This window comes from Pseudarthrobacter sp. AB1, assembly GCF_014926485.1.
Taxonomy (GTDB): Bacteria; Actinomycetota; Actinomycetes; order Actinomycetales; family Micrococcaceae; genus Arthrobacter.
This window is the reverse complement of the sequence record NZ_PZKO01000041.1, coordinates 1-12,641: the sequence shown is the minus strand read 5'-3', so window position 1 is coordinate 12,641 and position 12,641 is coordinate 1. Positions and strand designations below refer to the sequence as shown.

General features: G+C 61.8%; 13 protein-coding genes. 2 read left to right on the top strand and 11 right to left on the bottom strand.

Annotation, left to right across the window (positions count from 1 at the left end; genetic code table 11):
• Positions 1–197: 197 nt before the first annotated feature.
• The 4 genes from DAD99_RS21680 to DAD99_RS10860 all read right to left on the bottom strand — a co-directional run bounded on the left by DAD99_RS21680 (position 198) and on the right by DAD99_RS10860 (position 1,975).
• Positions 198–428, bottom strand: a complete 231-nt coding sequence (locus tag DAD99_RS21680) for a hypothetical protein (RefSeq protein ID WP_227007924.1) — start codon at positions 426–428, stop codon at positions 198–200.
• Positions 429–562: 134 nt separating this feature from the next.
• Complete coding sequence (locus DAD99_RS10870; RefSeq protein WP_219729677.1) at positions 563–940, bottom strand: ethanolamine utilization protein; 378 nt, start codon at positions 938–940, stop codon at positions 563–565.
• A gap of 115 nt (positions 941–1,055) precedes the next feature.
• Positions 1,056–1,421, bottom strand: coding sequence for a cupin domain-containing protein (locus DAD99_RS10865; protein WP_193341540.1), 366 nt, complete (start codon positions 1,419–1,421; stop codon positions 1,056–1,058).
• Between the two features lie 140 nt (positions 1,422–1,561).
• Positions 1,562–1,975 carry a cupin domain-containing protein gene (locus tag DAD99_RS10860; protein ID WP_227007923.1) on the bottom strand — a complete coding sequence of 138 codons (414 nt, stop codon included), beginning with the start codon at positions 1,973–1,975 and terminating at the stop codon, positions 1,562–1,564.
• Positions 1,976–2,581: 606 nt separating this feature from the next.
• Between DAD99_RS10860 and betT the strand changes: the two genes are divergently transcribed.
• Positions 2,582–4,675 carry a choline BCCT transporter BetT gene (betT, locus tag DAD99_RS10855; RefSeq protein WP_193341553.1) on the top strand — a complete coding sequence of 698 codons (2,094 nt, stop codon included), beginning with the start codon at positions 2,582–2,584 and terminating at the stop codon, positions 4,673–4,675.
• A gap of 505 nt (positions 4,676–5,180) precedes the next feature.
• A complete protein-coding gene (locus DAD99_RS10850) occupies positions 5,181–5,372 on the top strand; it encodes a hypothetical protein (protein WP_227007921.1) in 192 nt (63 codons plus the stop codon).
• Between the two features lie 177 nt (positions 5,373–5,549).
• On the opposite strand, the gene DAD99_RS10845 is transcribed toward DAD99_RS10850, so the two are convergent.
• From DAD99_RS10845 to DAD99_RS10815, 7 genes are all read right to left on the bottom strand, one after another.
• Positions 5,550–6,284 (bottom strand): HAD-IA family hydrolase, encoded by a 735-nt coding sequence (locus tag DAD99_RS10845; protein ID WP_227007920.1) that lies wholly within the window; start codon positions 6,282–6,284, stop codon positions 5,550–5,552.
• Positions 6,285–6,358: 74 nt separating this feature from the next.
• The gene (locus DAD99_RS10840; protein ID WP_193341539.1) at positions 6,359–7,351 is read right to left on the bottom strand and encodes a Gfo/Idh/MocA family protein; all 993 of its coding nucleotides are present in this window, start codon (positions 7,349–7,351) and stop codon (positions 6,359–6,361) included.
• A gap of 112 nt (positions 7,352–7,463) precedes the next feature.
• A complete protein-coding gene (gene fbaA / locus DAD99_RS10835; protein WP_193341538.1) occupies positions 7,464–8,483 on the bottom strand; it encodes a class II fructose-bisphosphate aldolase in 1,020 nt (339 codons plus the stop codon).
• A gap of 117 nt (positions 8,484–8,600) precedes the next feature.
• Entirely contained in the window at positions 8,601–9,074 is a 474-nt protein-coding gene (locus tag DAD99_RS10830; protein WP_193341537.1) for a ribose-5-phosphate isomerase, read from the bottom strand.
• A 50-nt stretch (positions 9,075–9,124) separates the two neighbouring features.
• Entirely contained in the window at positions 9,125–9,802 is a 678-nt protein-coding gene (gene rpe / locus DAD99_RS10825; RefSeq protein WP_185262151.1) for a ribulose-phosphate 3-epimerase, read from the bottom strand.
• Between the two features lie 34 nt (positions 9,803–9,836).
• Entirely contained in the window at positions 9,837–10,958 is a 1,122-nt protein-coding gene (tal, locus tag DAD99_RS10820; RefSeq protein ID WP_193341536.1) for a transaldolase, read from the bottom strand.
• Between the two features lie 105 nt (positions 10,959–11,063).
• On the bottom strand, positions 11,064–12,641 hold a 1,578-nt coding region (locus tag DAD99_RS10815), incomplete at its 5' end, for a transketolase (RefSeq protein WP_193341535.1).

The following is a 12,641-nucleotide window of genomic DNA, read 5'->3' as shown; positions in this document are numbered from 1 at the left end:
ATACTCTGGGCGTCCGCGGCCGATCAACTGCACCTTGTCTCCAACTTGGACATCGTCCCAGCCGGACCCTCCCACTCGATTCATCCCTGAAGTCACCATTCTCTCCTCGTTGTATGTTTAGCAGCAGCAGGATCTGATGGACTGGCTCAACCGGAAGACGGTGAACCTCCCAAAGGAGAGGTTGACGGTGAAACGGGTCACGGCTGTGCCACCGCCTGGCCTGTCTGCTCCCGGGTCTCGCCATACGGAACAGTGTCGCTGAGTTCGAATGTGTACCGGGCTGGATCATGCCGGGTGCCCCGAATGCCGGCAGACCCATGAGTCATAGCTGCTTGCCGGAGCACGGCTTCTGCCTCGTTAAGCAAATCGTAAAGTTCTTCAGGCCTGTCGATTAGTACTTCCACAGACTCGATGGTCTGACAATTCATGTCAACATTTTCTTGTGACGTTCTTGCCCCTGCAGCAACAGCAGGTGTTGGCTGGCTGTTGCTGCAGGGGCAAGTGGCGGCTTCAGTGATCTGATTCATGACCGCCTGATGGGGAAGGCCTCGAATCGTGCCGCTTAGGACATGGAGCCGTGGGCGGTGAAGAAGCCCAGGCCGTAGTCGGGGGTCTCGAAGGTGATTTCCGCTCCCTTGGGGAAGAAGAGTACGTCGCGCTCCTTGGCGTGGGTCACCTCTCCTGTGGCCCGGTCGGTGAGAATGAATTCACCCTTCACGACAACCTTCATTTCGTCGCACGTGTACGTGTACACCAGCGGCTCTGAGGCCTTGAGCTCGAAGAACCCGGAGCTCATGACCGAACCGTTGGGGTGGGTGAGGGAGTCGCCGATGGCGGCGTCGACTCCCGGGACGTTCATTGACGGCAGTCCGATGAAGCCGTTTTCCACTTTGTGGATGGATCCGGCTTTGGTGAACGTTCCTAGTGCTGTGGTTTCCATGATCTCTCCTGTGGATAGTGTTATGAAATTCCGACTTGTCTTCGTCAGAACTTTTTATCTTTGCCAGAACCGTCCATCTTTGGATTGGTTCTCTGTCGATAGCCTTTATTGGTGATTAGAAAATCACGTAGAGCTTGCGCAGCGTCTCGTGAAGCTCCCAGTTGCCACTCCAGCCACGGGGGATGAAGATCGTGTCGCCGGGACCGACGAGCTCGGGCTCGCCGCCGTCGGGCGTGACGGTCATGGAGCCTGAGAGGACGTGCACAAACTCGTTCGTTTCGAGTACCCAGCGGGAGGGTCCTGCGGTGCATTCCCAGATGCCGGATTCGGCACCTTTCCCGTCTTTCCACAGATAGATTCCACGGGTGTCCATCGTCTGCGGTCCGATGGCTTCAGGGCAGGGGCCCCAGTCGTCCAGATCCGTAGCGTTCTTCGCATCCCGGATGAGGGCTGCGGAGATGGAGGTTGTCTGTTGTGTCATTTGATTTGCCTTTCGAAAAGTTATGGAACTTTCACTGGTGAAGGGAGGCTCTGCTTCATTGCGGTCCGGATCGCTCTGAGGCGCCGGCACCGAAGGGTTCGGCGGTGACCGGGCGTCCCGCCATTATGGGTATGTCGGAATCAGACTTCGGAGTACCGGAAAGAGTGCGATTCCAGACCCTCGGGGTTGGGGCCGTAAATGGTGATCATCCGCGCGTAGACGGGTGCCCAGTATCGGCCCAGGCTGCCCGGGTTGACGCGTGCCGAATCGCCCGGCCTCAGGATGACAGTCTTGCCCTGGCTCTCAATATGGAGTTCTCCCTCCAGCACGAAAGCGGTTTCGCTGTGTGGGTGAAAGTCCTCCCAAGCACAGGAATCCAGCGTCCATTCCGAGAGGATAAAGTCATCCCAACTGCCTACCGGATGGGAATTGATAAACCGGCAGCGTAGCCGCCCGTATTCTCCACCCAAGGCCTCCAGGGGCCTTGCTGCCCAGAAGTCCACTGCATTTCCCGTCGTCACTGGCGGGGACTGAATGGCGCGTACATCATTCATGGCTTCAACCGTTTCAAGAGTCGGAAATCTTCTTTTAAGACGCCCGGTGAATGTCAGTTACATCGCGTGATTGTGAGGTAGACCACCGTGCTGGGATAGACATTACATGAACAATTGTTCAAGTCAAGCGTTCATGCTAGATCCATTGAAAATGACGCGGGTCGGAAACGGGTTCGCGAAATCTTCAGTTGAACCATTGACTTGAACACTTGTTCGTGTCACAGTATGTGGACAACTAGCGTGACTGGCATCACACCAGCCGAACTCAAAGCAGAGCCCGGCTGGCCCTCTAGGAATCAGGGGATGCATGGTTCGCCGGCAATCTTCTCCGGGAGCCCTGACCGGGCTTCAGAGGTGATCGTCAACGCAGTCACTACATCAGCGATGAACAGTTCGACAAATCTTTCGCAGCGTCCTACAAAACGCAGGAAAGCATGAAGTTATCTGCCCCCGCGGTATCTGCGGGGAACGTTTCCTGCCAGTACTTCGACGGGCACGCCTTCACCGGGACGTCTATCCGACCGATGAGTATGAGACCGCGAAAACCACCATGATGTGCTGCGTTCCGCGCGGCCTGAACCACGACTTGGAGTTGGACATTTGAGCATCATAAACATCGATAAAGACCCTGACACCGCGCCCGCCGAACTCATTGAGGACCGCGCGCCCAAAGTCAACTGGCGGGTCTTCATCATCGCGTCAGTCATTATTATTGCTTTCTCTGCCTGGGCGATGCTGGTGCCTGCAAGCGCCCAGTCCACCATGAAGACGGTGGTGTCCTGGATCGCGGAGAACCTCGGCTGGTTCTACGTTCTCACCGTCACCGTCGTCATCGGATTTGTCCTGTGGGTGGCGCTGTCCAAGGTCGGTTCGGTCCGAATGGGCCCGGACCACTCCCGGCCGCAATACAAGCTCTTCACCTGGGTGGCCTACCTGTTCGCCGCGGGCGTGGGCATCGACATGCTGTTCTACTCCGTGACCGAACCCATCACCCAGTACATGAATCCGCCGGAGGGCGCAGGCCAGACGGCCGAGGCAGCCCACGAAGCCGTGGTGTGGACCATGTTCCACTATGGCGTGGCAGGCTGGGCCATGTATTCACTCCTCGGCATGGCTATGGGCTATTTCGCGTACCGGTGGGGCACTCCGCTGTCCATCCGGGCTGCCCTTTACCCGCTGCTCGGCAAACGCGTCCGGGGCGGGCTCGGCGACACGATCGACATCATCACCCTGGTGGGCACTGTTTTTGGTGTGGCTACAGCCATGGGGATCGGCGTGGTGCTGCTGAACGTCGGCTTCTCGATTATGTTCGGCCTCGAAGAGGGCCTGGCGCTGCAGATCGCGCTGGTGATTGTCGCCGTCGTACTGACCATAGCCGCGTGCACGTCCGGCGTTGACAAAGCGATCCGCTGGGTCGCGGAGCTGAACATCTGGAGCGCCGCTGCCCTGCTGCTGTACATGCTGGTGACCGGCCAGACCTCTTTCCTGCTCAATTCCCTGGTGGAGAACATCGGCCGCTTTATCTTCACCTTGCCCGAACGTACCCTGCAGACGTTCGCATACCAGGAAGGCGGTTCAGAGTGGATGGGCGGCTGGACCCTGTTCTTCTGGGCATTTTGGCTGGCCTGGGGCCCGTTCGTGGGGCTCTTCCTGGCCCGCATCTCTCGCGGTCGGACGCTGCGGGAGTTCGTCATCGCCGCCGTCACCTTCCCGGTGCTGTGCGACTTCCTGGTTGTGAGTATCTTCGGTAACAGTGCCTTGCACGAGGTCCTGAACGGGAATGAGGCGTTCGCGCAGCTGGCCATTACCAGCCCGCAAGAGGGCTGGTACGCGCTGCTTGGGATGTTCCCCGGAGCGCCTCTCCTGATAGGGCTGGGCACGTTGTCCGGCATGCTGTTCTACCTCACCAGCGCCAACTCCGGCGCCATGATGATGTCCAACTTCTCTTCCCACATCACCAATGCGACCCAGGATGGCGCCAAGTGGCTCCGGATTTTCTGGGCCTTGGTTACCGCGCTACTGACCATCGCGATGCTGGTGGCCGGCGGCGTGACCACCATGGAATACGCCACGCTGATCTTCGGTCTGCCGGTGACGATCATCGCCTGGCTGGTGATGGCCTCGTTCACCAAAGCGCTGCGGATGGAGAAGGCCGATCGTGAGGGCCGCGTGCTGCGGCGGCAGTCGATGGCGGTGCACGGCGGTAATGCGGCGGACCGCACTTGGGGCCAGCGCCTGGCACGGGTACGCTCCTACCCGTCCAAGAACGAGGTCGCGGCGTTTATTGAAGCCACAGCGCGACCGGCGCTGGCCGAAGCCCTTGAGGAGTTCACGAAGCAGGGCCATGAGGCAACCCTGCACACCCTCCCGAGCGAACACACGGGCGTCCCCAGCCATGTTCTCGTGGTCACCATCCCGGACCACCGCGACTTCCACTATCAGATCCAGGCTGTAGAGGCCTCAGTGCCGAAATTTGGCAGGCATAAGAGCCATGAAACCGATGTCTACTACCGCGTTGAAGTGTTTTCTCAGACCGGCTCCGAGGGCTACGACCTGATGGGCGTGACCTGGCAGCAGATCATGGAGGACGTGCTGGTTCGCTACGAGGCCCATCTCAGCTTCCTGACCTACTCGAACGAGTACGACCACCCCACTCTCATCACCCCGCCGGCACCGCCGACCACGGGTAGCCTCGCATAGGCGGAGCTGCGGATGTGTCGAACATGGTGGGCGCCTTCGTCGCCCACCATGTTCGCTCGCCTTACCGCATCGTGTCCGCGCCAAGGCTACAAAGCCGCTAACTGTCCGCTGCCGGCGTGCGTCCTCAGGTTCCCGCATGTGGACGCTGAGAGGGAAAGCGGACCGCAGGCCAAAGCTGAACAGTCCGACGGGAAAGATACGAGGCACCGCTCACCGCTGCTTTGGGCGGCGGAGGAGAATATACGTGCCCGCTCCATTTCATAGGCGGGATAGATAGCTAAGGTCGCATCGGCCCCTTTGGCGACAGCCCGCATGGTCACCGACTAGGGGTTCACTATCTTCGCGGTGAACCGTTGACTTGAATGCAAGTTCATGCCAGAAGTACATTCTCCCTTAAAAAACGGTGAAAGATCATGGCTAGAACCACTCCACAGCTCCCGACAGTGAATACGGGCGAAGCGATCGATTTCTGGCCGGCGAAGTCCCTCGAAGCCATGCAGAACAAATGGCAGGGATTGCGCTGCAGGTTTATAAATTCGCATCCGAGACCGTCATCCTGAAGCCGGGAGATTCTGCACGCGTAAATCCCGGACGAGCCGGCCGCTACTGGGCACCCGTCTACGCGCGGATGGTCACCATTTACGGCCCGAACCCCGAAGGCCTGGAGTCCCACTCCTTCAAATACTCCGAGCTCTGAGCCCAGGTCCACCGGCCGCTGAGACAAAGGCCCCTGCGTGGCCGTTCGGGGACCCTTGGCACGACGCACACCGTGGCCGCTCTCCGGTCAGCAGGATTCTTCCAGACGTCCATCACGTGCCGGACGGCCCGCTGGCGAAGCTCGTCTGGATACCTCTTAGGCGCTGGCAAGTACCACCTATTTGTTTGTCCACTGGATTTCGAGGCCGGCACTGGTCCAGCGCACGGACCGCAGATCAGGGACTACGGCGTCCGGCTGATGTTCGCCGATATCCCGGCCTCCGACGCCAAGGACGTGTCCCACCTGAGCGGCGCGTGCCGCGCGAATGCCGGCAGGGGCGTCTTCCGCCACAACGCACTGGTCTGCCGGCACGCCAAGACGTTGTGCTGCGGCAAGGTAGCCTTCGGGGTGCGGTTTGCCGTGTCTGACGTCGTCGGCCGTTATCAGTACCTCGGGAGGGGTGAGCCCGGCGGCGGACAGACGGGCGTGGGCCAGGTCGCGTGACGCGGAGGTCACTACAGCCCACCGGCCGGCGGGTATCGCTGCCAGGAGATCGGCGGCGCCGGAGATCTCTGTGGCGGTAGCTGCGTCTTCTATTTCCAGTGCGTCGATCAGTTCCACAGCGGCTGGACGCTTCGACGGGGAGATAAATTGCGCGACGGTATCGACCGATCGTCGTCCATAAACGGTAGGGAGGACTTCTTCTGGGTCCAGGTTCATCTCGTGCGCCCATCGGGTCCAGGAACGCACAACGGCGGTGTCCGAATCGACGAGCACCCCGTCGCAGTCGAACAGTACGGCAGTGCAGTGCAGGGCAGTCACGGTACGGCCCCCGCCCGTCGTGCTGCGCAGCTCCGACGGGTGCTCTTCTACGCGCCGGTTAAACCGTGCGAAGTGGTCTTGAGACGCCATAGTGCATCCTTTGGTAACTAGGGTTCCTGCGTAGGTCGCGGGAGTTGAGTCTGTGGTGCGCTTGCTGCTCTGGGTCACGCGTCCTCTTGATTCCTCGCCGCCTGGTCGAGAGCTTCCAGCACGCGGGCGTTGTTTACCGCGTCCGTGAGGTCGTAGCGCAGCGGTGTACTGCTCAGGACGCTGTCGGCGAAGTGTTCCCCCATTCGCACGAAGTGGTTTTCACCCTTGACGTGATGATAGACAGTCTCCTGCCCGAAGTGATGCTCCTCCAGGACCGAATCCTCCTCCAGGAGCCCGAAAGGATTGTCGAGGTAGAGCCGGCCGCCGGTGCCCGTTATTTCCAGAAAGTTGCGGCGCTCGAGGTTCACTCCCGTATCAAAAAGCGCTGTCTGGCCGTCGGCAAAGCGGAGCATGCCCGCAATGCTGGTGTCGATCCGACCGTCGTCGTTGGCGTCGCGGTAGTTTCCAAAGGCGGCGACATGTGCCGGCTCCTGCCCCGTGACCATCCGGCTCATGTTGACGCAGTAGCACCCAGCATCAAAAAGTGCGCCGCCGCCGAGCCCCGTATACCAGCGGATGTTGTCGTCCCCGCCCGCATCAAAGGAGTGTGCAACGTGCACAAAGGTCAAGGTGCCCACCGCACTGGCCCCAAGCAACTCCTGCAGCTTCTCGAAACGCGGGTGGAAACGGTACATAAAGCCTTCCAGGACTTTCAGCCCGGTCTCGTCGGCCTTGCGCGCAATCTCCTCGCACTCGGCGGCGCTCATCGCCAAAGGCTTCTCACAGAGGACGTGCTTGCCCGCGTCCAAGGCTTTAAGTATCCACTCAAGGTGCAGCGCGTTCGGCAGCGCAATGTAAACAGCGTCAATGTCCGGGGAACCCAGCAACGCCTCATACGAACCAAACGCCTGGGGCACGCCGTGCCTATCGGCATACTCCCTGGCCTTTTCCTCGGTACGGGACCCAATACCAACCACCACACCGTTTTTTGTTTCCTGCAACGCGGGAATGGTCTTACGGACGACGCGTGCGGTGCCCAGGACACCCCAACGCAATTTCTCGCTCATTGAATACTCCTATTCAGGCTCTCTGCCTTGGCAGTGCGGCTTCATGCCCGGTCGCAGTTTATGGGTTCGGATCGTACTGCAGTGAGGGATCTTGGCTCCCAGCCCTCTTCGGCTAGAACGTCTTGCCGAGGGAGCCGAGCTGGCGGGCGGCCTCGACGATGCGGGCAGCCATGCCGGCCTCGGCGGAGGCACCCCAGACACGGGGATCGTAGGTCTTCTTGTTGCCCATTTCGCCGTCGATCTTCAGCACGCCATCGTAGTTGGCGAGCATATGCCCGGCCACCGGACGCGTAAAGGCGTACTGCGTGTCCGTATCGACGTTCATCTTGATCACACCATAGGAAACGGCGTCAGCGATCTCCTGATCGGAAGAACCCGAACCGCCGTGGAACACCAGGTCAAACGGGTTCTCCTTGCCGAGCCTGGCACCCACCTCGGCCTGGATCTGCTTGAGCAGCTCCGGGCGCAGCTTCACGCCACCGGGCTTGTACACACCGTGGACGTTACCGAACGTCAGCGCCGTCAGGTAGCGGCCGTTCTCGCCGGCGCCCAGGGCCTCGATGGTGGCCAGGGCATCTTCGGTGGTGGTGTACAGCTTCTCGTTGATCTCGTTCTCCACGCCGTCTTCCTCGCCACCGACGGTGCCGATTTCAACCTCGAGCATCATCTTCGCCGCAGCCGAACGCTCCAGCAGCTCGCGGGCAATGCGCAGGTTGTCCTCGAGGGTCTCGTGCGAGCCGTCCCACATGTGCGAGTTGAAGATCGGGTTCCGGCCGGCCTTGACCTCAGCCTCGGAAGCTGCCAGCAGCGGCAGGACAAAGCCGTCCAGCTTGTCCTTGGGGCAATGGTCCGTGTGCAGCGCAATGTTGACGTTGTAATTCTTCGCCACCTCGCGGGCAAAGGCAGCGAAACCGAGCGAACCGGCCACCATGTCCTTGACCGATGCACCGGACCAGTACGCTGCGCCACCGGTGGAAACCTGGATAATGCCATCGGACTCAGCCTCGGCGAACCCGCGGATGGCCGCATTCAGGGTCTGCGACGACGTCACATTGACCGCCGGAAACGCAAAGCCCCCGGCCTTGGCACGATCGATCATCTCGGAGTAGATCTCTGGGGTTGCAATGGGCATGCTGACTCCTCAAGTGGATTTTGTTTTTGGGCGCGCCTGCCACAAGCACGTGCCAGACAGTCCCAAGGCCCCACGCAGTCCTCCGAAAGGATTGCGCGGGGCCTCAGTGAAATGAACCTACTCGGCAACCTCGCCGGTGGATTCGTAGGTGGCGATCTTGCCGATGCGGCGCTCGTGGCGTTCGGCGTTGCTATACGGTTCGGCGAGGAACGCCTCGATCAGTTCGGTGGCCTCGTGAACGGTGTGCTGGCGGCCACCCACTGCCACGACGTTGGCGTTGTTGTGTTCGCGGGCCAGTTTGGCGGTGTCGAGGTTCCATGCCAAGGCCGCGCGCACGCCTTTCACCTTGTTCGCAGCGATCTGCTCGCCGTTCCCTGAGCCCCCCAGCACGATCCCGAGGGCGTCAACGCCGGCGGCCTGGTCGGCCACGACGGCAGCCGCGGCCTTGATGCAGAATGCCGGGTAGTCGTCCTCAGCGTCGTAGGCCGCTGGCCCGTGGTCTACCATCTCGTAGCCACTGGCTGAGAGTGCGGTGATGAGGTAGGAGCTAAGCTCCATACCCGCGTGGTCGGTTGCGATGTGAACGCGCATGAGGGGTCCTTCAGACTCGTGGGGTGCGGTGTTGTTGTCGTGCAGCGTGGTTAGCCGAAAGCGAGCTGCCCGTTGGCGCGCAGCGACTCGATGGCGTCCTCAGGCGACGGCCTGCCGTATACGGCGGATCCGGCCACAAAGACGTTGGCACCGGCCTCCGCGGCGCGGGTGATGGTTTCCTCTGTGATGCCGCCGTCCACCTGGATGGCCACGTTCACCCCCGCACCGTCCACTGCCGCGCGGGCACGGCGGATCTTGGGCAGCATGACGTCCAGGAATGCCTGGCCGCCGAAGCCCGGCTCCACCGTCATGATCAACAGCATGTCCAGTTCGGTGAGCATGTCCAGGTACGGTTCCACCGGAGTGGCCGGGCGAAGTGCCATGCCAGCCTTGGCCCCACGGGCGCGGAGTTCCCGGGCGAGTTTGATGGGGGCATCTGATGCCTCGACGTGGAACGTCACAGAGCTCAGGCCGGCGTCGGCGTACTGCGGCGCCCAACGGTCCACGTTTGCGATCATCAGGTGGGCGTCCAACGGGACGGGGCTGACCTTCTGCAGCCGTTCCACAACAGGCAGGCCGATGGTCAGGTTTGGCACAAAGAGGTTGTCCATAACATCCACGTGCACGGCATCGGCGTTGCTGATGCGGGCAAGCTCGGCCTCGAGGTTGGCGAAGTCGGCCGAGAGGATGCTGGGGTTGATGCAGCATTTCAGAGGTGATGCGGACATGGTGTCTGCCTTTCGGTAGCTGTCAGAGCTCGGATCAGGATGCCTTCCGAGCAGCGGCAAGGGCACCTTCGACGTCGGCCAGCAGTTCCTTCCAGCTGGCTACAAACTTCTCCAGGCCCTCGGATTCGAGGAGGGCAACCACCTCGTTGTAGGAGATGCCCAGTGCGTCCAGTGCGTACAGCACGGCCTTGGACTCGGCATAGGCGCCGGTGATGGTGTCCCCGGTGACCACGCCGTGGTCGAACGTGGCGTCCAGGGTCTTCTCCGGCATGGTGTTGACGACGTCGGCAGCAACCAGTCCTGTGACATACAGGGTGTCGGGGTAGGCCGGGTCCTTGACGCCGGTGGACGCCCACAGGGGACGCTGCGGACGTGCGCCGGCTTCGGCCAGGACCTCCCACCGATCGGTGGAAAAGAGCTGCTCGTAGACCTGGTAGGCCAGGCGGGCGTTGGCTACGCCTGCCTTGCCCTTGAGGGCCTTGGCTTCGTCGGTGCCGATGGCGTCAAGGCGCTTGTCGATTTCGGAGTCAACGCGGGAGACGAAGAACGAGGCCACGGAGTGGATCGTGGACAGGTCGTGGCCGTTGTCCTTGGCCAGTTCCAGGCCGGACTGGAAGGCGCTGATGACGGCCCGGTAGCGCTCCAGGGAGAAGATCAGGGTCACGTTGACGCTGATGCCCTCGCCCAGGGTTGCCGTGATGGCCGCAAGGCCTTCAAGGGTTGCCGGGATCTTGATGTGGACGTTGTCCTTGTCCACCTTTTTGTAGAGGTTCTTGGCTTCGGCGATGGTGCCGGCCGTGTCCCAGGCAAGGCGCGGGTCAACTTCGATGGACACGCGGCCGTCAACACCCTTAGTGGCGGCGGCGATCGGAGCGAACAGGTCGCAGGCGTCAGCGACGTCGGTGGTGGTGATCTCGAAGATAGTCTCTTCGACGCCGGCACCCTGCGCGGCAAGTTCGGCGATCTTTGCGTCATAGTCGGAGCCGGAGGTGATCGCGGCCTGGAAGATGGACGGGTTGGTGGTCACACCGACCACATTCTTTTCGTCGATGAGCTTCTGCAGGCTGCCGCTTGCGAGACGCTCACGCGAAAGGTCGTCGAGCCAGATGGACACGCCGGCGTCGGACAGCTGGGCGGTGGGGGTTGCGTTGGTCATGGCTTCTTCCTTCAAAAATTGTGGACTGGTGACAGTTCGCGGCCGCGCCGCGGGACGTCCCCCCATGAGGCCGTCCCGCGGCGCTGGCCGCAGTGCAGGTAAATATCAGTTGCGGGCAGCGGCCAGGGAGTCCTTGGCGGCGGCGGTAACTGCCTCCGCGGTGATGCCGAACTCCTGGAACAGGCGTTTGTAGTCAGCCGAAGCGCCGTAGTGTTCGAGCGAGATGGAACGGCCGGCATCGCCAACGAATTCCCTCCAGCCCAGGGCCAGGCCGGCTTCGACGGAGACGCGTGCCTTGACTGCTGCGGGCAGCACGGACTCTCGGTAAGCCGCGTCCTGCTTGTTGAACCACTCAACACAGGGCATGGAGATGACGCGGGCAGCGATCCCTTCGGCCTGGAGTGCCTCGCGGGCCTGGACGGCCAACTGGACCTCGGAGCCGGTAGCGATCAGCAGAACGTCGGCCGGAACAGTGGCGCCGTCCTTGCAAGCTTCTGCCAGGACATAGCCGCCCTTGGCCACACCCGCCGGGGAAGCAAAGGTATCACCCTGTGCTGCACCGTTACCGCGGGCGAAGGTGGGGACGTTCTGACGGGTCAGGACAATCCCGGCCGGGTTTTCGTGGTTCTCCAGCATGGTCTTCCATGCCATGCCCACCTCGTTGGCGTCGCCGGGGCGGACTACGTCCAGGCCCACAATGGCGCGCAGCGTGGAGAGCTGCTCCACCGGCTGGTGGGTGGGACCGTCTTCACCCAGGCCGATGGAGTCGTGGGACCACACGTAGATGGACGGGACACCCATCAGAGCCGAGAGGCGGATGGCCGGGCGCTGGTAGTCACTGAAGATCAGGAACGTACCGGAAAACGCGCGGGTCCGGCCGTGCAGCGAGATACCGTTCACGATCGACGCAGCGGCGTGCTCACGGATGCCGAAGTGCAGAACCCGGCCGTAGGGGTTGCCCTTCCAGGCATCGGTGGAGCGGGAGACCGGGATGAAGGAGGCCGAGCCTTCGATGGTGGTGTTATTGGACTCGGCGAGGTCAGCCGAACCGCCCCAGAGTTCCGGCATGACCGGTCCGAGTGCGTTCAGGACCTTACCCGACGCTGCCCGGGTGGAGACATCCTTGCCAGCTTCGAAGACCGGCAGGACTGCATCAAGTCCGGCGGGAAGCGTCTTAGCTTCGATCCGCTCCAGCAACGCGGCGCCCTCAGGGTTGGCCGACTGCCACGCCTCAAATGAGGAGTCCCATTCGCTGCGGGCTGCAGCGCCGCGGTCGACGACGGCACGGGCGTGGGCCAGGACGTCCTGGTCCACCTCGAAGGACTTGGCGGGATCGAAGCCCAGCACCTCCTTGAGGCCTGCGACTTCCTCGGCGCCCAGTGCTGAACCGTGGATCTTGCCGGTGTTCTGCTTCTTGGGTGCCGGGTAGCCGATGATGGTGCGCAGCGAGATGATGGACGGCTTGGACGTCTCGGCCTTTGCGTCCAGCAGTGCAGAGTACAGCTCCTGGACGTCTTCGACGTACTCGCCCGTCTCGGTCCAGTCCACGCGCTGGGTGTGCCAGCCGTACGCCTCGTAGCGCTTGAGGACATCCTCGGTAAAGGAGATGTCAGTGTCGTCCTCGATGGAGATATGGTTCTCGTCGTAGATCACCACGAGGTTGCCCAGTTCCTGGTGCCCGGC

Bases quoted from the DNA above. Each gene is read 5' to 3' on its own strand.
- DAD99_RS10850 (WP_227007921.1), top strand. From the start codon at position 5,181: ATGGCAGGGATTGCGCTGCAGGTTTATAAATTCGCATCCGAGACCGTC.
- rpe (WP_185262151.1), bottom strand. From the start codon at position 9,802: ATGTCCGCATCACCTCTGAAATGCTGCATCAACCCCAGCATCCTCTCG.
- fbaA (WP_193341538.1), bottom strand. From the start codon at position 8,483: ATGCCCATTGCAACCCCAGAGATCTACTCCGAGATGATCGATCGTGCC.
- tal (WP_193341536.1), bottom strand. From the start codon at position 10,958: ATGACCAACGCAACCCCCACCGCCCAGCTGTCCGACGCCGGCGTGTCC.
- DAD99_RS21680 (WP_227007924.1), bottom strand. From the start codon at position 428: ATGAATTGTCAGACCATCGAGTCTGTGGAAGTACTAATCGACAGGCCT.
- DAD99_RS10830 (WP_193341537.1), bottom strand. From the start codon at position 9,074: ATGCGCGTTCACATCGCAACCGACCACGCGGGTATGGAGCTTAGCTCC.
- DAD99_RS10845 (WP_227007920.1), bottom strand. From the start codon at position 6,284: ATGGCGTCTCAAGACCACTTCGCACGGTTTAACCGGCGCGTAGAAGAG.
- DAD99_RS10870 (WP_219729677.1), bottom strand. From the start codon at position 940: ATGGAAACCACAGCACTAGGAACGTTCACCAAAGCCGGATCCATCCAC.
- DAD99_RS10865 (WP_193341540.1), bottom strand. From the start codon at position 1,421: ATGACACAACAGACAACCTCCATCTCCGCAGCCCTCATCCGGGATGCG.
- DAD99_RS10860 (WP_227007923.1), bottom strand. From the start codon at position 1,975: ATGAATGATGTACGCGCCATTCAGTCCCCGCCAGTGACGACGGGAAAT.
- DAD99_RS10840 (WP_193341539.1), bottom strand. From the start codon at position 7,351: ATGAGCGAGAAATTGCGTTGGGGTGTCCTGGGCACCGCACGCGTCGTC.